We start from the raw sequence: 18,154 nt of genomic DNA on the forward strand, positions 1-18,154 counted from the left end.
ACTCTTCTCACGGCCCCGCGCCGCGACCTCATCCGAGCTGCTTCATGCGGCGGAACCACACCGGAAGGGCCGCTGCGAGATGCAGGAGAGCAGCCAGCGCCAGCAGGGAGTAGAACCAGACGAACACCGGCGGCGCTCCCCACAACACGAATGAAAGACACCAGACCCCGTAGTCGACGGGAAGCCCGAGGATCGATCGCAGCGGCGAGGATCCCCCCGCTTCGGCCGCCTGGGCCACGCCGGTGCGTGCGCGCAGCAGATCGTTCAAGATCATGCCGAAGAAGGCGACCGTCGCCACGATCGCGAAGCCCAGCGGCACGAGGGTCCACGTCACCGGCACACCGAAGAAGCGAAACGCTCCGATAGCGACCGCCACGTGCAGGCTGACCAGCTTGGCCGCATCGACCACGTGATCGAGCCACTCACCGGCCAGAGACCCTCCGCCGCGCAGCCGGGCGACCTGTCCGTCGGCACTGTCCCAGGCATAGCCGGCGGCAAGCAGGAGCCAGACGACGATGCCGAGGAGGAACGACGCAGGTACGGTCGCGAGAAGGATGATCCCGGTGAAGGTCAGCCCTGCGCTGACGGCGGTCACCTGATTGGGTGTCAGTCCGAGCGCATACGCGCCTGCCGCGATGACCCGGCCGACGGGACGGTTGACGTAGAGCGAATACGCCGGAGCACCGCGTCCCCGTCCCTTCTGTGCCGCGCCGAGCTGCGCGTAGGCCGCTGCGACGGTCACGGCACGACGGCCTTCGCCTGGAAGTCGTCCACGAGGACGGCGAACGGCAGGCCCGTGAAGCCCGTGCCCGCGTAGGTGGTGAAGCCGGTGAAGCCCGCCGACTGCAGTGCCGCAGTGGTGTCGGTGGTACTCACCTGCCATGCCGAGGGCTCCGCGGTGCCCGCCGGCCAGATCTTGCTGCGCAGTGCCGTCGTCCCCGTACCGTCCACCTGTACGCGCACGGTGTACACGGTGTTGGCAGCGAGGGTGAACCCGGGAAGATCGAGCGATGCCAGCACCGTCCCCCCGCGCGCGAGCTGCGCCTGCACACCGCCGCCCGGCGCGATGACCCACCGCGCGCGGTAGTCGTCCGATCCCACGACGCGGCCGAGAGCCGAGACGTACATCCGCGCCCCCGTCGGCAGCGTCGGCAGCGCGAACCCGAACGTGAGGTCGGTGCTCGTCGAGGTCGCAGCGTTCAACGTCGCCGAGCGGGTCTGCCCCGCCGACTGAGAGGTGAGCTTCGCCTTCCCCGCGTCGATCGCGACGTTCGCCGCGCCAGAGGTCTGGGTCCACGTGCCGCCGGTGACCGCGGTGCCGAGCACGGCGCCGGAGGCTCGCCCGAAGTCGTCGGCCGCGAACGGCGCGGCCGCAGGCGCGGTGGCGGTGACGGCGCTCGTCGTGGTGCCCGTCGCCCCCTTGTCATCGGTGACCGTGAGCTTCACGGTGTAGGTGCCGGCTGCCGCGTAGGCGTGTGTGGCCGTGGCCCCCGTGCCGCTCGTGCCGTCCCCGAAGTCCCACGCGTAGGCGGATACAGTGCCGTCGGCATCCGTCGACGCGGACCCGTCCACAGCGATCGACAGTCCCGAAGGCGTCGCCGTGAAGGCCGCGGTCGGCGCCTGATTGGGCGGCCCGGCCGGCGCGGTGACCGTCACCGATGTCGACGCGCTTCCCGTCGCACCCTTGTCGTCGGTCACGGTGAGCTTCACCGTGTACGTGCCCGCGGCGGCATAGGTGTGCGAGGCGGTCGCTCCCGTGCCGGATCCTCCGTCGCCGAAGTCCCAGGCGTACGCCGAGACGGTCCCGTCCGGATCGGACGATGCGGACCCGTCGACGGCGACCGACAGCCCCGAGGGGGTCGCCGTCACCGCGGCGACGGGCGACTGGTTCGCGGGGGCGGTGCCCGCGGACGATCCCGCCCAGAAGTTGTCGAACCCCGTCTCGAAGGGCACGTTCGTCGCTCCCCCGCCGAGATACACGCCCAATCCGACTGAGCCGGCCGCCTGCAGTGCGGCGGTGGCGTCGCTCGCCGTCGCGGTCCACGCCGTGGGTTCGGCAGTGCCGACCTTCCAGACCTTGACGCGCAGTGCCGTCGGTGCCGTACCCACAGCCTCGACCCGCACGTGCAACGCATCGCCTGCGGCGAGGTTCAGCGTCGTGCCCGCATTGGCGAGCGTGGTCGTCGTCTGCAAGAGCTGCACGGTCACCCCACCCGAAGGTGCGACGATGACGCGCGCGCGGTAGTCGACGGCGCCGACGCGGCGTGCGTGCACCGTCGCATACGCGTTGGCGGCCACAGGCCTTTGAGCGAAGCTGATGTCGACGTCTACCGCGGTGTCGGTCGAGGACACCCCCGTGAGGTATGCGTAGCGCTGCGCCGTGGCGGACGGTTGAACGAAGACGGCCTTCGTCCCATCGACCCGGTAGTTGGATGCCGTGTTGGACAGTGTCCATGCGCCGCCGTTGTCGGCGGCGCCGAGGCCGGATGCCACCATGCGGTTGAACGAGTCGTTGGCATACGTCGCTCCCACGACAGGTGCCGTCACCGTCACGGGGATCGCCTGAGTCGCCGTCGCACCATCGTTGTCGGTCACGGTGAGCGTGACCGTGTACGAGCCGGCGGCCGCGTACGCGTGGGATGCCGTCGCCCCGGAGCCCGCGGACGTACCGTCGCCCCAGTTCCAGGCGTAGGAGGTGATCTGCCCGTCACCGTCGGTTGATCCGCCGCCGTCCACGGCTACGGTCAGGTCCGTCGCCGTCGAGGTGAACGAGGCGGCGGGCGCCTGGTTGGCGACGGCGGTGACGGGTGCCGACGACACGCCGGTGGCCCCCTTGTCGTCGGTCACCGTGAGCGTCACGGTGTACGTGCCGGCCGCCGCGTAGGTGTGCGTCGCCGTTGCACCGGCGCCGTCCGGCGAACCGTCGCCCCAGGACCAGCTGTAACCGGCGACCGCTCCGTCGCTGTCGCTCGAGGCCGTACCGTCGACCGCCACGGCGAGCTTGGTGACCGCTGATGTGAACGATGAGGTCGGCGGAACGTTCGCCGGTGTTCCCGTCGCACCGAGCGTGTAGTGCTGCACGACATCGCTCGCCGCGAGCGGCATCGGATACACCGCGACCTCGTCGATCTGTCCGTCGAACTCCCAGTCCCCGGGACCCCACGTGACATCGCCGCCGACATGCCAGTAGCCGGTGTAGTCCTGCGCGTTGGCCTGACCGTTCGACCCCTTCAGCACACCGTCGACATAGAGTCGCATGCCCTCGGGCCCCTGCGTGGCGACGACGTGGTGCCACGCACCGTCGTTGTACCCCGGTGCTGTCTGGAGCGTCTCACTGAAGCCGACCCAGACCCCGTAGATCAGACTGCCGTCCGGCGTCATGTAGACGTGCCGATCGTAGTTGTTCGAGTTTCCGTCGGGGCTGTTGCCGAACCCGATGATCTTGCCGCCGGTCGTCGTGGAGGTCTTGAACCACGCCTCGAGCGAGTACGAACGAGGATTCGAGAAGGTGCTTTTGCTGATCACCTGCCCCCCGGAGAACGTGGCCGCCGTGTCGGCCACGTTCTCCAGTGCGCCCGCGGCTCCTTGTGCAACCGCGCCGACGTAGGTACCGGGCTGGCCGAAGCCGGACGCGTCAGCGGCGACATCTCCGGACGTCTCTCCGAGCCTCCAGTACAGCGACGGCTCGAGCGCGTAGACGGCGGCCCCGTAGGCATCCCCGGGCGCCGTCGCGGCGGCGAGCGTACGCCCGGAGGCCACATAGTGGGCGGCCACCTGCTGGCGGGTCAGCGGCGCGCCGTAGATCGCGACGTCGTCGATGGCCCCGGCGAAGAACGCGGCACCGGACCACGGGCTGTCTCCGCCGACCCGCCAGTAGCCGCTGTAGGGCTGAGCGGAGCTGACATCGGTGCGCATCGCGACGCGCACGCCGTCCACGTAGAGGACCATGCCGCTTGCGCTCAGGCCGGCCGAGATCTGATGCCACTCACCGTCGTTGTACGACGCCGACGACGTGATCGTCTGCACCGAACCCGGGTAGACGCCGAAGGTGATGCGGCCGTCCGGCTCCATGTAGACATGCCGGTCGTAGCTCCCCGACGTTCCCGTCGAGCTGTTGCCGAATCCGACGATCTTGCCACCCGCCGTCGTGGTCGTCTTGATCCACGCCTCGATGCCGAAGGTGTCGGGGCCCGCGATCTGCTGGGTCGTGGACGCGAATCCCGAACTGGAGCCGTCGAAGGTGGACGACGGGCGCGCATCGTTGAGCATCGCACCGGCGGTCCCTCTGGTGACGCCGCTGTTGACCGTGAGATCTGCAGCGCCTGCCCAGTCGTAGGACAGAGTGGGGGCATCGTCGTCGAGAGGCCAGTAGTCGAGAGGCGTGTCGGCCAGCACGGTGTCGCGGTATGCACTCGCTGTCGAGGTCCCCGTGGCGGTCACGGTGGCCGTTGCGCCCAGAATCGCGTGGCCCTGGGCATCCGTCGCCCGCACGCGGTAGGTGTAAGTGGAGCCGTCGGACACGGAGTTGTCGATGAAGGCCATTGCCGGCAGGCCCCAGTCGGCAGACTTCGACCGCACGTTCTCGAAGGTCTTCACGACAACGTTGTTGCGCAGCACCTCATAGGTCAGGAACTCGCTGTCGCGGTCGTAGTTGAGCGGCCAACTGACGCGGACCGATCCCCCGGACAGCGCGATGGCGGTGGCGGGCCAGGCCGTGTTCCACAGGAGGGGTCCCTGCGCGTTGGTCGACTTCGCCGACACGGCGAAGCGCACCAAGCCCTGCTGCCCCGTGTTGTTGACGCGGGTGAACTCGCCGCCGTAGACGAGGTACTGGGAGTTGCCGTTGACCGTCCACGGCCCCTGCGAGGCGCCGCTGACTGTGCCCGTGTTGAAGCTGGGGAACCAGTGCAGCAGACGAGGGGCCGGGTTGCCGCCGAAGTCGTAGTAGCCGTTGTTGAGCCCGAAGGGTGTGATGCGGGCAGGCTCGTTCGTCACCGCGATTCCGCGGTAGAAGGTCCACGGGTCGCTCTGGGGGAAACCGTCTTCCAGGCTGCCGCAGTAGTGCGAGTGACCCGCGGCGTACACGACGTCGCCCATGGGCTGTACGTCGTACTCGTCGCCGTGGCAGTCGTTGACCCAGAGGAGGTCGCCGCTCGCCCAGGAGGAGCGGAAGCTGCCCTCCAGGTTGCCGCCGTCCCCGAACACGTAGCCGGTGCCGTAGAAGGATCCGGTGCCGTCGGACTTCAGCGACATGATCGATGCATCGAGCCCGGCGTTGCGGATCACGTTGTTGGTCTGAAACGGCATCAACGAGGCGTCCGCTGCGCTCACCATCGCGAGACCGTATCCGGGGTTGCTGCTTCCGTTGAGGGTCTGGAAGTTGCCGCCCAGGACGACTTTGGTGCCGTCCGGCGAAACGAGGACGACGCGGCCCTGCCGCCCCTCGAGCACGGGCGCCCACGGCAGGAGCGCTCCGGCGCGCGTGACGGCGGCCGCACCGGCGCGGTCGTTCCCCGACATGCGGCCGAAGGTGCCGGTGAGGTACACCGTGTCGTTCGTCGCCGCAACGCCGGAGGTGACTCCATTGGAGTTCGGGTTGAACGTCGAAAGGGTTCCGCTGGGCAGGTCGAAGGCGGCGACGCGGTTGCGTGTCTGACCGTTGACGGTGGTGAAGTCGCCGACGATGTACAGGCGGGTGCCGTCTGGCGACGCCTCGACCTGGCGCACCTGTGCGTTGATCGACGGCGCGAACGACGTGATGAGATTGCCCGTGGTGATGTCGTAGGCGAGGAGGTTGCTGCGCGGCGTCTCGTTCGTTCCTGGCGCTGCGCCCGCCGGGCGGGCCGAGGTGAACTTGCCCGCCGCGTAGACCACGTTGCCGACGACGGCCTGGTCCCAGACGATGCCGTTGATCTGAACGGTCGGCAGCGCATCGGCCGTGACCGTCGACGGCGTGCCGTCGGGCGGACTGACATCGGCACGGGCGGGCGCGACGACGACGAGACTGCTGACGAGGACGGCGGCAGCAGCCGCGAACACCGTCGCAATGATCCGCGTCTGCTGTCCGCTGACGCCGGTACGGATACGCACCATGACTCCCCCAGTCATCCTTCGCGGCCGGATCCCCATCCGTTGGCGCCGCGAAGGCGATAATCCCCCAGGTCTTCTACGGCCGCGGGCCGACGAAGACGATGTCTGGCTCAGACGCCAGCAGGTCGACGGTAACACGGACATCCCCCTCCGCCGCAAGGGGTGCGACGAAGGTGAAATCGGCGATCGCCTCGGCGCCCGGAGCGACGGATGCCGGGAACACGCGCGCGGTCTTGTCGGTGACGGCGATGCCCGGTGTCCGGTCGTCACCCCCGTAGGTGATGTTGACGCCCGCCGCACCGGTATCGATGGGGGTCGCGCCGTTGTTGACGACGCGCACCGACACGGTGATCGCATCCCCACTGGGCTCACCGGGCACCTGGCCGGCGAACGTGCCCGCGGTCACCGCGACGACCTGCACCGTCGCGCCGTCGACCGGCGGCGCGGGCTGATCGAGAGGCACCTCGGCATCCGTCGGAGGCTTGATGACGTCGACCGTCGAACCCGCGGGAGGCGTCGCGAACGCCGTCGGCTGCGGAGTCGGGGTCGCCCACGACGGACTCGGCGACGCCGCGACGGATGCTCCCGGCCGGCCCTGACCGACCACCGCCCAGACGACGCCGGCGACCAGCAGCGCCGCCACGACCGCGAAGATCACCCACGGACCGCGTCCGCGCCCGGCTGTCGACATGTCCTGTGCCATGCGAAAAGCACCTCCCCAATGTGCCCACGCGCCGCGACAGGCCCCAGTTCCCCCCGCGTGCGCTCCCTCAGCGTACGCCGGGCACCGTCACAGGGCGAGCACGAGTTTGGTTTCCCAGCCCGGGCGGCCCGGCCACGTGACGCGACCTTCTGGTCAGCAGCGCCGAAAGCGTGACGAACAGGACGAACGGCATCGCGCTGTCGACCATGCCGCTCTCCGTGAATGTGCGGATGACGAACATCGCGAGCAGCGGCAGCAGAAGTCCGCGCCGCGAGGCGGCCGTGACAGCGGTGACCACGCACCATGCCACCAGCAGACCGATGAGCAGCACTCCGAGCAGACCTGCCTGCGCCAGCAGCGACACCCAGCTGCTGTCGAGCACCTGGGACGAGCGCCACTTCTCCTGGACCGCGACCTCCTTCACCGACAGACCCACACCGAGCCATCGCTGCCACGACGCCCAATCCCAGCCGAGAACCACCTGCCAGCCCGTGAGACGGGAGTCCAACGCCGTGCTCTCCGCCGACGTGCCCCCGCGGCTGGCGAGGCCATCCACGACGCCCGTGAAGACGATGACACCGTAGATGAGAGGAACGAAGACGAGAAGCGTGTAGAGGACGCCGCGCCGTCGCACACCATTCGTGACCAGCGCCACGATCGCCCCGACGAGGATCCCGACGAGGGCGATGCGCGACCCGGTTGCCACGACGATGCCGAAGAGCACGACGCTCGCGATCACCGGCGACACCCGCACGCCGCGGCGCAGGATGAGAACGACGAGGGCGATGAGCGGAAGGGCGGCGAGGCCGGCGAGCTCGTTCGGATGGATCTCGGGGATGCCGCCACCCAGACGACCCTTGACGAGCGTCCGCGCGCCCGTCGCGGCGGCGACCACGGCGAGAATCCCCATCGCTGTCAGCAACGCGGCGACGGCCCGATCCCACGGCGCGTTCGTCAGCAGAAGCAGCAGGGTGGCCATGACGATGAACACCCGCACGACCAGCACGGCCGTTGCGGAGCCGTTGCCGGCGACGACACCGCCGAGGAGACTGATCATGAGGGTGACGGCGATCACCGCCGCGGGTCCGAGACCCACCGGCATCCGTCGGCGCGTGAAGAGGGTCAAGCCGACGGCCCCGCCCAGTGCGACCACGGCGATCGCGGCCTTCGCGACGACCACCGGATCGAGCCCGCCCGTGTAGAACGACTGCGGACGCCACGGGATGACGCTGACGATCACCAGCAGGAACAGCGCGACGAGCGCCGCGAACCGCCGACGCGTCGGCCGCGAGGCGTCCGTGTGGACGCCCCCGGACACCCCCTGCCCGCGCGTCGCGAGCCCCGCGAAAGTCATGGCCGTGCGGCCGCGACAGTCCCGGCATCCGCTCCGACGGGGCCCGCATCGCGCCACGTCTCGGTCACGACACCCGACGCACGTCGGGTGGCCCCGGTCAGCACGACCCCCAGCGGATGGACGTCCACGAAGGAGAGCTTGGTGATCAGAGCCGACAGCGCGGATGCCGCCGTCGATCCGCTCCGCACCGCGACGACGACTCCCGTGGCATCGTCGGCGAGCTCCCGCACGACGGCGACGGATGCGGCATCCACCACCACCACGACGACGTCGACATGCGCGCGCAGCGTCGAGCGGAGGGAGGGGAGTCCCGCTTCCAGGACCGCCGTCGCGACCGGGAGAGGGTCGGCGTACTGTCGGCCCGCGGCGTCCCGAGCCGCGGCGTCGGTGTCCTCCGCCGCGAGCATCTCGGCCAGCGAGCGCATCTCGGCCGCGGCGTCGGATGTGGCGCGCGTGTCCAGAATCGTGACGGTGCGACCCGCGGAAGCGAAGGCAGCCGCCAGACCATTCCTCTCCGCTTCCCCGAAGGCGTCGTCGGAAGCGGTCAACACGAGCACGGACGAGAGGTCGGCGCCGCCCAGCACGCCGAGATTGGCGACCGTCTCATCGAAGGCGGACTCGTCCTCGTCGCTCGAGCGCCCCCATCGGCGGCGGCGGGGGATGCGCCCGACGACGCGAGTGCCGACGAGCCGCCGCACGTCGGAGATGGTGATGACGTTGCGGTTGGTCACCGTGCGATACACGGCGATGATCCCTCCGACGGCCAGACCCACGATCAGTCCGAGCCCGACGATCGCGAGCGTCTGCGGAGACACCGGCGCGAGCGGTTCGACCGCTGGCAGGACAACGGTGAGGTTCACCCGGTACCGCTCATCGGCGTCCGAGTTCTCGGTCGACTGGATCAGCTTCGACAGGTGCGCTGCGGCCGCATTCGCGATCGCGGCGCTGAGCTGCGCGGTCGGCGCCTCGGCGCGGACGACGAGCAGCACCGTGTCGGTCGTGTTGTCCGCCGACACCATCTTTCGCAGATCGCGATCGCTGTATTCGTCGGCGGAGAGGTGCAGATCGCTGCGGATGCCGGCGATGACCTCCGGACTGTCGACGAGCTCCGGATACGAACGGATCCGCGCGAGGCTGAACTGGTTGCGCTCGAACAGCGACGCTTCCTTCGAGTCCACCTGCAGCATCAACGTCGATGTCGATGCGTACGTCTCCGGCAACAGCTTCGCGATGCCGTAGGCGCCACCCGCGCCCAGCAGCGCGACGATCAGGACCAGCAACCAACCTTCGCGGAGTATCCGCGCGTACGGGACGTCCTCCATGCTCCCCACCCCCCAAGATGAGCCCGAGCGCCGGACGTACCCCTGTTCCCCCGTCCGACGCCTTCGTGCTGCGCCGAACCTACCACCAGTCGGCGCTGCCTGCCGAGCCTTCTCAGCCGGTTGAGAGGATCACGGTGCCGACGGCGTGTTCGCGGCGATCCAGCGCAGGGCGGCTCCGCCGAGCGCGGATGCCGCGGCGAGGGCGAACGGAATGAGCGCCGGACTGCCGCCGACGAGGACGATCACGACCGTCAGCACCAGACCGAGAAGAGTGTCGCTGAGGCGAACCATAAAGACCACCCGCTGACGTCCGGCGACGGCGCTGAGCGCGCCGTAGGGCGTGACCACCGCGACCGAAAGCCCGAACACGAGCCACGCCACGAGCATCGTCGGATCGAACGCGACACCGAACGCCAGCGGACCCAGCCACGGTCCGAGTCCGAGCGCCACCGCGCTCATCAGAACGGTCGCGCCGACGAGCACGACCACGACGCGGTCCGCCTCTCGCAGCGAGCCGAACCGGCCCTCGCGCCGGTGGTCGGCGAAGCGGACGAAGAGGAACGACGACAGGCCGCCGACGACCAGGAGGAGAGGGGAGGTGTAGGTGCGCGCCGCCTCGAGCATGCCGACGGCGGCCGCGCCGGTGGCCGCCAGCACGACCACACGCACGCCAGTCAGCATCGCCGGCCGCAAGGTCTGCTGCAGTCCTCGCCAGGCCCCGTAGCCCCAGACGGTGCGCAGGTTTGCACCCCGCCAGCCGACCAGGACGCGTTCCGATCGGGGAACCAGACGCCACCCGACGATCGCGCCGATGGTCTGCCCGGCGGCGATGGCACCGAGGAAGGCACCGAGCGAGAGTGCCTGCACGGCCGCCGCCCCGGCGAGCACCGCGAGGCTGACGACGAAGCCGGTCAGATCGGCGGCGATCACTCGCGGGAAAGCGTAGCCCGCCATGAGGAGGCGGCGGACGATCTCCTCGACCACGAAGGCGATCATCGCGAGCGCGAACAGTCCCGCTTCGGCAGGGCTGGCGAAGCCGCTGGCTGCGGCCACGGCGGCGGCGAGCGCCGCACTGGTCGCCGCCGCGATCGCGAGCCAGACCTCGAGTCCGGCGCGGATCCGTCGGTCCGCGCGATCCAGCACGATGAGCGCGTCTCCGACGAGCCCCGTGACGACGCCGGACGCCAACACGATCACGCCGTAGAGGATCGCGAAGCGTCCGTAGTCGGCGATGCCGAGCAGGCGTGCGACGAGGATCTGCAGCGCCAAGCTCACCGCCGCCTGAGCCGCTTGCGCGGCGATCGCCCCCAACGCCTTCCGCTTCACGCGCGCCCCTTCCCCCGGCCCCATCTTGCCCGACGGTGCGCTGGGGCGGCAGCCTTCTCGCGGTTGGCGCTGCCGTCGCGGTGCGCGCCACTGTCGCCTCGTGCGCATCTGCGGTAATGTGCAGACGTGGGCCGGGGGGCCTGCATCGAGCCGGGGGGCTCGAACCGGACCGGCGCTCGTCGTCGGGCTCGGATCATGTCGAGAGCTGGGGGAGCTCGCTATGGCTGTGTCGATCGGCTATGCCGCAGGTGCGTTCGATCTGTTTCACATCGGGCACTTGAACATCCTTCGCCATGCGAAGGAGCAATGTGACCTCCTGATCGCGGGTGTGGTCAGTGATGAGATGCTGCGTGAGGTCAAGGGCGTGGAACCGTTCGTTCCGACGGTGGAGCGCGCGCAGATCGTGCGCGACATCCGCTACGTCGACCATGTCCACATCGAGACGGTGCCGGACAAGCTCGAGGTGTGGCGCGAGGTCGGCTTCACTCATTTCTTCAAAGGTGACGACTGGCGCGGCACCGAGAAAGGCCTGCGCTTGGAGCGTGAGTTCGCTGCCGTCGGCGTGCAGGTCGTCTACTTTCCCTACACCGCGCATACGTCGAGCTCGCAGCTGCGGCGCGCGCTGGATGCCGCCGTCATCGCGAAGGACGAACGCCGCGGCATCCGCTCAGACGTCGGGTGAGCACCCCCCGAGCGGCGGGAGTCTGCGACGAAAGTCGAAGAAAACCCCCGCCCACCCGGTCATTTCTGCTGCGTGACACCCTGTCCCCCTAGGATGAGCGCGGCGCGGGGGCGCGCCGTCCACCTTGGGGGTTGTTTTCATGGGTTTCGTGCATCGCCACCGCGGCCTCGTTCGCGCATTCGCCATCGGATTGGTGCTGACCGCGACAGTCGTCGTCGCCGGCTGCGCCACGGAGAACACGGATGCCGCGACCTCGCCGCCGCCGGCCACGCGCACGCCCTCACCCACACCGACCCCGACTCCGCTCACCCCATCCGAAGCACTCCTGGCGGCGCATGCCGATGTTCCGGGAGCGTGCGCGGTCAGCTTCGACATCGAGGGCGTGGCGCTCGACCCGCAGCTGCAGGTGCAGGACCGCCTGTACGACCACCTGCCGATCCCGCGGATGGCCGGCCGCGTCTTCGCGGGCTGGTATGCCGACGCGGCGACGGCGGCCGCGGCATCCGCCGACCCGGCCGGACATGCCGGCAGCCCCGCGACGCGCGTCAACGGATCACGACCGGTGGCCTGCACCGCCCACCAGCAGAAGCTCTACGGCGCCTGGACGACGTCGGATGCCGTGGCCGCCGCCAAGGCGCGCGTGCCCATCCTCATGTACCACCAGTTCACGGCCAAGCCCGAGGGTGAGCAGGGGTGGCTCCGCGGCAACTACTCCTACATCGAGGACTACCGCGCCCAGATGCAGTACATCAAGGACCAGTCCTTCTATCTGCCGACCTGGGACGAGCTCAGCGCGTTCATCGACGGTGCGCTCTACCTGCCCGACCATGCGGTGATCATCACCGATGACGACGCCGATCCGAGCTGGCTCACGATGGCCTCGCCGATCAACGAGCAGCTCCAGCTTATGGCGACCTCCTTCGTGATCACGGGCTCGGGGGTGCCGGCACAGAACCGGTTCATCCTGCAGCGATCCCACACGCACGACATGCATCACGCGGGAGCCAACGGCAAGGGCCAGATGGTGAACCTGACCGCTCCTGAGATCGCCGCGGACATGACCGCCTCGGCGGCCGCGCTCGGCGGAGTCAAGGAAGTGATGGCGTACCCGTACGGGCACAACAACGAGACCTCGCACGAGGGCCTGCGCCAGGCGGGCTTCGAGATGGCCCGCACGATCGAGCAGGGCTACGTGTCGGTGGGCAGCGACAAGCTCACTCTCCCGTGCGTCCGCATCAACTACGGCATGGGCGTCGCCGCTCTCAAGAAGCAGATCGGCTGACACCGGCGCGAGATCGTTGCGGCGCGACACGTGCTGTTGACCCTCGGCGACGGCCGGCGATAGAGATCGAGCGTCGACGCGTTCTCAGAGATGAGAACGCACCGCGGGGAGCGAATCCCCACGAGCCGACCCACCCGACCCACCCGACCCTCAGGTTCGGCTCATGCGCGGACGCCGGCGTCGGAACCGGGGAGCACTCGCCGTCAATCTCCGCATTGCGAACGGGAGGAATGTGTGTAACGATACATGCCGTCCTTGTTTTATCGATACAGGGTTTGGCCGAGGAGTCACAATGAGCGCAGAGCAGCGCCACCCCCGATACTTTGCAGACCCTGCATTGACGTGCTTCGACGGACGGTTCTACCTGTACCCGACGACCGATGGTCTGGCGGACTGGAGTTCCACCTCGTTCCGTGTCCTCGTGTCCGACGATCTGATGAACTGGGTCGATGAGGGCGAGATCCTCAACCTCGACACTGACGTCGCCTGGGCCGACCGATTCGCCTGGGCCCCCGCCGCCACGGCGCGAAACGGCAACTACTACTTCTACTTCAGCGCCGACGACAACATCGGTGCGGCAGTATCCACCTCGCCGCGCGGCCCGTTCATCGACTCAGGCCTCCCGATCGTCGAGCGCGGCGCCCACGCGGGTCGCGCCATCGACCCGTCCGTCTTCACCGACGACGACGGCACGGCGTATCTGCTGTGGGGCAACGGGGTCGCCCATGTCGCGCGCCTGAACCCCGACATGCTCTCCATCGACCCGACCACGGTCACATCCTGGGAGCACCCCACCTTCCGAGAGGCGGCGCACCTGCATCGCCGCGGCACCCGGTATTACCTGACCTGGTCGGAGAACGACACCAGAGATGCCGAGTACCGCGTCCGCTGGGCTGACGGCCCCTCGCCCACCGGTCCCTGGAACGACCGCGGCGTGCTGCTGGAGCAGTCCCCCGCACGAGGGATCTTCGCCACAGGCCATCACTCGATTCTTCGCCTGCCCGACAGCGACGACTGGGTGATCGCCTATCACCGCTTCGCCATCCCCGACGGAGATGGCTACCGCCGCGAGATCGCCATCGAGCCGCTGCACTACAGCTCCGACGGCGACCTCGAGCCGGTGGCTCCGCGAATCGCCTCCATCCGCTTGACCGCCCCTTCCCTGCCGATCACACTCGACACCTGAAAGAAAGAGAAAGCAATGTCGCTGAACACCTCACACCCGTACCGCCGGCGCGCGCGCAGCACGGTGATCGCGCTCGGCATCCTGAGCCTCACCGCCACCGCCCTGACCGCGTGCGCTGGCGGAACGGATGCCGGCGCATCCTCCGGCACCGTGTCGTTCCTCTCCTGGGACACGCAGGAGACCATGCAGCCCCTCATCGACCAGTTCGAGAAGGAGAACCCCAGCCTCACGGTCAACGCGTCGTACGCGCCGCCTGTGACCGATTACGTGCAAAAGCTGCAGACGCAGCTCGGGTCGAACACCGGCCCCGACGTGTTCATCATCACCGCCGAGAACAAGCACCAGCTCATGGACGGCGGCTTCGCGAAAGATCTCAGCGGCGAGCCGTGGATCTCAAACATCTCGGATGCCGCCAAGCAGACCTACAGCACGGACGGCAAGGTCTATGGCGCGGCGATCGCCTCCTGGGGCGGTGGCATCCTGATCAACAAGGACATGCTCGCGAAGGTCGGCTACACGTCCGCGCCGAAGACCTGGTCGGAGTTCATCGACCTCGGCACCAAGCTGAAGGACTCCGGTGTGACCGCGTTCTATGAGGCGTCCGACGGCATCCCCGTCACCCTCTCCGCGCTGCTGGGCGTCGAGAACGCGTCGATGGACGCGACGATGGACCAGCAGATCTGGGACGGCAAGACGTCCTTCGCCGACACGTGGACCACGCCCCTCACCACCTGGAACGAGCTCTTCGAGAAGGGCATCGAACCGCGCTCCGCGGCCGGGCTCACGGGCGACCAGGTGCTGCAGGCCTTCGAGCAGGGGCAAGTCGCCATGATCGGAACCGGCTCGTGGGCACTCGGCGGCATCAAGAAGGCCGCGCCGAGCCTCGACCTCGAGTACCTTGCGGTGCCCAACCCCCAGGGAGAGCTCTACTGGTGCGGCGCCGTCTCACCGGGCTACGCGATCAACGCCAAGGCGAAGAACCCGTCCGGCGCGGAGAAGTTCGTCGAGTTCCTGCAGAGCAAGGAAGGCGTCGAGCTCTACCAGAAGGAGACTCAGTCGATCACCACGACGAAGGACTTCACGCCCCCGCTCGACGCGTCGTTGTCCGAAATGGCGCCGGCTGTGCGCGACGGCAAGATCTACCTGCCGGCCGTGAACTGGCCGAGCCACGCCGACGTCATGACGAGCGAGTCGGTGGCGCTGCTGCAGCAGACGATCTCCGGCAAGATCACCCCGGCGCAGTTCGCCAAGGGCATGGACGACAAGCTCGCGTCGACCAAGTGAGCTCCCGCGGGGAGGGGGCACCTGCGCCCCCTCCCCGCACCCGAATGACAAGGAGGGCGTCGTGGCCCAGGTCCTGATCGCGGGCGCATCCCCCGCGAAGCTCCCCGCATCCGCGCAGGAGGTGACGCCTCCTCGACGGCCGCGCTGGAGGCGCGACTCGTTCACCTCGACATGGTTCGTCCTGCCGATCCTCCTCGTCTTCGTCGTGCTGTACCTGATTCCCCTCGGGCAGTCCGTCTTCTACAGCTTCACCGACTACAACGGGTACAGCCCGGACGTGCGGTGGGTGGGCATCGACAACTACGTGCGCATCTTCCGCGACTCGTCGATGCTGTCCGCGCTCGGCTTCACCTTGTTCTACGCCATCGTGACCACGGTTCTGGTCACCGCCCTCGCGATTCCGCTCGCGCTCGCACTGAACAGGCGATTCGTCGGACGCGGGTTCGTGCGATCGGTCTTCTTCTTCCCGGCGGTCCCGAGCGTTGCGGTCCTGGGCTTGGTCTGGACCTTCATCCTCAGTCCCCTCGGCTCCGGCGTGATCAACTCCGTGCTCGGATGGGTCGGTATCGCGCCCGTCCCCTGGTTGGCCGACGAGACACTGGCGCAGCTCAGCGTGATCCTGGTCGCCGTCTGGGCGCAGACCGGCTGGCACGCGATGATCTACCTCGCCTACCTGCAGAGCATCCCCGCCGACATCTTCGAGGCCTCGAAACTGGATGGCGCGGGCGCGTGGCAGGAGTTCCGGAGCCTCACGCTGCCCCTGCTGACGCCGGCGATCACCGTGAGCCAGCTGCTCCTACTCACCGGCGGCCTCAAGGTCTACGACCTTCCTTTCACGCTGACTCACGGCGGGCCGGGCTTCGCCACCCGCACGCTCACACAGTCCATCATCGAGAACGGCATCGCGCAGTCGGACATCGGCAAGGCCTCCGCCCTGAGCGTTCTGTTCCTCCTCGCGGTCGGCGCCGTCATCGCGCTGCAGCTGGTTCTGTCTCGTCGCCTGGAGGCTCGGTACTCATGAAGTCGTCACGTGGTGTTCTGCTCAGCATCCTTCTGGTTCCTCTCGGATGCCTGGTCGCCCTGCCGTTCTACTACATCCTGGTCAACACGCTGAAGACACAGGCGGAGACGGCATCGTCGCCGCTCGCACTGCCGTCGTCGCTGTACCTCGACAACTACATCGATGTGTTCCAGAGGATCCCCGTGCTCCAGAGCTTCGCGAACACGCTGTATGTCACCGTGCTGTCGATCGCCGTCATGCTTCTGGTCGGATCGATGGCCGCCTACGGAGTCCTGCTGGGCAAAGGCCGCCTGGCGACGATCGTCGGGGTGGTGCTCGTGATCGCGTTCGTGGTGCCGGGTCAAGCGACGTTGATCCCGCTCTATCGGATGCTGGCAGGGCTCGAACTCGTCGACACGCTCAACGGTCTCGTCATCATGTACGCCTGCGGATCGATCTTCTGCTACTTCCTGATCATCGGCTACATGCGCTCGCTGCCGACAGAACTGTTCGAAGCCGCCCGGATCGACGGCGCGGGATCGTTCCGCATCTACTGGTCGATCGCGCTCCCGCTGATCAGACCGATCCTCGTGACCGTCGGCGTGTTCCAGACGATGTGGGTGTGGAACGACTTCATCACGCCGAACGTGTTCATCAACTCCCCCGAGAAGCAGACCCTCGTGCTGCAGGTCTACACGGCGGTCGGTCAGTTCACGACCAACTGGCCGGTCTTCATGACGCTGACCGTGATCGTGCTGATCCCGATGGTCGTGTTCTTCCTGTTCGCACAGCGTCAGATCGTCAGCGGGCTCGTCAACGGCGGTGTGAAGGGCTGATCCTCACGGGGAGGCGATCATCGCGGTCGACTCGCGCGCAACGACGCGGAACGGACTCACGAACTCCACCGCCTCGTGGTGGTCGTCCGCGATCCTTGCGACCAGCAGTTCGACGGCGGTGCGGGCCATGAGCTGATGATCGGGGTTCACGGTCGACAGGGACGGCACCAGGTGCTGAGCGAACTCGACGTCGTCGAACCCGATGACCCGAACGTCCGCCGGAACGCGCAACCCCGCGTCGGCCAGTGCGCGCAGGGCGCCGAGGGCGACGTAGTCCGTCACGCAGAAGACACCATCGAACGGCACGCCGCGAGCACGCACGCTTGCTATCGCTTCGGCTCCGCGCTGCGGGGTCAGCTCGTTCATCTCGATCACGAGGCGGGGGTCGTAATCGATGCCGGCATCCTCGAGGGCGCGCCGGTACCCCTCATGACGCAACGTCGACACATCCACTTGGTTGTGGTCGAGGGCGCCGAGGAGGACGGCGACCCGACGCGAGCCCGCGGCGATGATATGTGCCACCGCAGCGGCCGCGCCGTCGACGTTCGACATCGCGACGTGATCGACGGGGCCTTGGAAGATGCGCTCTCCGAGGATGACCACGGGGTAGTCGACCCGGAGGAGGTCGCGGTCGTCGGCGCCGAGCCCGACGGCGCTCAGGATGAGGCCGTCGTACATGCGCACGCGAGACAACGCGAGCGCGTTCAGCTCGCTCTCCCGTTCGCGTCCGGTCTGCTCGATGACCACGTTGAGGTCGTGCCGGGCGCCTTCGTCGATGACGGCCGCAGCGAGCTGCCCGTAGTACGGCCGGTCGATCTCGGGGACGGCGAGCCCGATGGTGTGGGTGCGTCCGCGACGCAGATTTCGCGCGGCGACATTGACCCGGTAGTCGAGGCGGTCGATGGCTTCGAGGACCTTCTCGCGCGTGGCGGCAGCGACGTGGGGGCGCTTGTTGAGCACGTTCGAAACGGTCATCGGCGACACCCCCGCAGCCTGGGCGATGTCTCGGATCGTTACCACTCTGGCCGCCTTCTCCTGCATCTTGCGTTTCTTCTCTATAACGATACATTCCCCACTGCGAGGGCGGAA

The 18,154-nt window shown here is 68.2% G+C and carries 13 protein-coding genes; 6 read left to right on the forward strand and 7 right to left on the reverse strand.

The window, feature by feature from the left end; all coding sequences use genetic code 11:
* Positions 1-28 precede the first annotated feature (28 nt).
* The 6 genes from DEU37_RS06675 to DEU37_RS06695 all read right to left on the reverse strand — a co-directional run bounded on the left by DEU37_RS06675 (position 29) and on the right by DEU37_RS06695 (position 10,795).
* Entirely contained in the window at positions 29-742 is a 714-nt protein-coding gene (locus DEU37_RS06675) for a CDP-alcohol phosphatidyltransferase family protein (RefSeq protein ID WP_183043628.1), read from the reverse strand.
* A complete protein-coding gene (locus DEU37_RS06680; RefSeq protein ID WP_183043604.1) occupies positions 739-6,093 on the reverse strand; it encodes a PKD domain-containing protein in 5,355 nt (1,784 codons plus the stop codon). The genes DEU37_RS06675 and DEU37_RS06680 overlap by 4 nt, the downstream gene beginning before the upstream one ends.
* Before the next feature lie 73 nt (positions 6,094-6,166).
* Positions 6,167-6,793: a hypothetical protein gene (locus DEU37_RS14820; RefSeq protein WP_183043605.1), complete on the reverse strand. Its 627-nt coding sequence runs from the start codon at positions 6,791-6,793 to the stop codon at positions 6,167-6,169.
* A gap of 67 nt (positions 6,794-6,860) precedes the next feature.
* Positions 6,861-8,147: an O-antigen ligase family protein gene (locus DEU37_RS06685; RefSeq protein WP_121189813.1), complete on the reverse strand. Its 1,287-nt coding sequence runs from the start codon at positions 8,145-8,147 to the stop codon at positions 6,861-6,863.
* Positions 8,144-9,469 (reverse strand): YveK family protein, encoded by a 1,326-nt coding sequence (locus tag DEU37_RS06690; protein WP_121189814.1) that lies wholly within the window; start codon positions 9,467-9,469, stop codon positions 8,144-8,146. The genes DEU37_RS06685 and DEU37_RS06690 overlap by 4 nt, the downstream gene beginning before the upstream one ends.
* Before the next feature lie 129 nt (positions 9,470-9,598).
* Positions 9,599-10,795 carry a hypothetical protein gene (locus tag DEU37_RS06695; RefSeq protein WP_121189815.1) on the reverse strand — a complete coding sequence of 399 codons (1,197 nt, stop codon included), beginning with the start codon at positions 10,793-10,795 and terminating at the stop codon, positions 9,599-9,601.
* Positions 10,796-11,015: 220 nt separating this feature from the next.
* Between DEU37_RS06695 and DEU37_RS06700 the strand changes: the two genes are divergently transcribed.
* The 6 genes from DEU37_RS06700 (at position 11,016) to DEU37_RS06725 (ending at position 17,065) form a co-directional block, all read left to right on the forward strand.
* A complete protein-coding gene (locus tag DEU37_RS06700) occupies positions 11,016-11,477 on the forward strand; it encodes an adenylyltransferase/cytidyltransferase family protein (RefSeq protein ID WP_121189816.1) in 462 nt (153 codons plus the stop codon).
* A gap of 139 nt (positions 11,478-11,616) precedes the next feature.
* The gene (locus DEU37_RS06705; RefSeq protein WP_121189817.1) at positions 11,617-12,759 is read left to right on the forward strand and encodes a polysaccharide deacetylase family protein; all 1,143 of its coding nucleotides are present in this window, start codon (positions 11,617-11,619) and stop codon (positions 12,757-12,759) included.
* A 292-nt stretch (positions 12,760-13,051) separates the two neighbouring features.
* On the forward strand, positions 13,052-13,945 hold the full coding sequence (locus tag DEU37_RS06710; protein WP_183043606.1) for a family 43 glycosylhydrolase: 894 nt from the start codon (positions 13,052-13,054) through the stop codon (positions 13,943-13,945).
* A 15-nt stretch (positions 13,946-13,960) separates the two neighbouring features.
* Positions 13,961-15,229, forward strand: a complete 1,269-nt coding sequence (locus DEU37_RS06715) for an ABC transporter substrate-binding protein (protein WP_121189819.1) — start codon at positions 13,961-13,963, stop codon at positions 15,227-15,229.
* A gap of 61 nt (positions 15,230-15,290) precedes the next feature.
* Positions 15,291-16,250 (forward strand): carbohydrate ABC transporter permease, encoded by a 960-nt coding sequence (locus DEU37_RS06720; protein WP_220699827.1) that lies wholly within the window; start codon positions 15,291-15,293, stop codon positions 16,248-16,250.
* Complete coding sequence (locus tag DEU37_RS06725; protein ID WP_121189820.1) at positions 16,247-17,065, forward strand: carbohydrate ABC transporter permease; 819 nt, start codon at positions 16,247-16,249, stop codon at positions 17,063-17,065. The genes DEU37_RS06720 and DEU37_RS06725 overlap by 4 nt, the downstream gene beginning before the upstream one ends.
* Before the next feature lie 3 nt (positions 17,066-17,068).
* Here the strand turns inward: DEU37_RS06725 and DEU37_RS06730 are convergent, their stop codons facing one another.
* Entirely contained in the window at positions 17,069-18,106 is a 1,038-nt protein-coding gene (locus tag DEU37_RS06730; RefSeq protein WP_121189821.1) for a LacI family DNA-binding transcriptional regulator, read from the reverse strand.
* Between the last annotated feature and the right edge of the window lie 48 nt (positions 18,107-18,154).

Source organism: Microbacterium sp. AG790 (assembly GCF_003634765.1).
Lineage (GTDB): Bacteria > Actinomycetota > Actinomycetes > Actinomycetales > Microbacteriaceae > Microbacterium.

Bases quoted from the DNA above. Each gene is read 5' to 3' on its own strand.
- DEU37_RS06680 (WP_183043604.1), bottom strand. From the start codon at position 6,093: ATGGTGCGTATCCGTACCGGCGTCAGCGGACAGCAGACGCGGATCATT.
- DEU37_RS14820 (WP_183043605.1), bottom strand. From the start codon at position 6,793: ATGGCACAGGACATGTCGACAGCCGGGCGCGGACGCGGTCCGTGGGTG.
- DEU37_RS06685 (WP_121189813.1), bottom strand. From the start codon at position 8,147: ATGACTTTCGCGGGGCTCGCGACGCGCGGGCAGGGGGTGTCCGGGGGC.
- DEU37_RS06690 (WP_121189814.1), bottom strand. From the start codon at position 9,469: ATGGAGGACGTCCCGTACGCGCGGATACTCCGCGAAGGTTGGTTGCTG.
- DEU37_RS06700 (WP_121189816.1), top strand. From the start codon at position 11,016: ATGGCTGTGTCGATCGGCTATGCCGCAGGTGCGTTCGATCTGTTTCAC.
- DEU37_RS06705 (WP_121189817.1), top strand. From the start codon at position 11,617: ATGGGTTTCGTGCATCGCCACCGCGGCCTCGTTCGCGCATTCGCCATC.
- DEU37_RS06710 (WP_183043606.1), top strand. From the start codon at position 13,052: ATGAGCGCAGAGCAGCGCCACCCCCGATACTTTGCAGACCCTGCATTG.
- DEU37_RS06715 (WP_121189819.1), top strand. From the start codon at position 13,961: ATGTCGCTGAACACCTCACACCCGTACCGCCGGCGCGCGCGCAGCACG.
- DEU37_RS06725 (WP_121189820.1), top strand. From the start codon at position 16,247: ATGAAGTCGTCACGTGGTGTTCTGCTCAGCATCCTTCTGGTTCCTCTC.
- DEU37_RS06730 (WP_121189821.1), bottom strand. From the start codon at position 18,106: ATGCAGGAGAAGGCGGCCAGAGTGGTAACGATCCGAGACATCGCCCAG.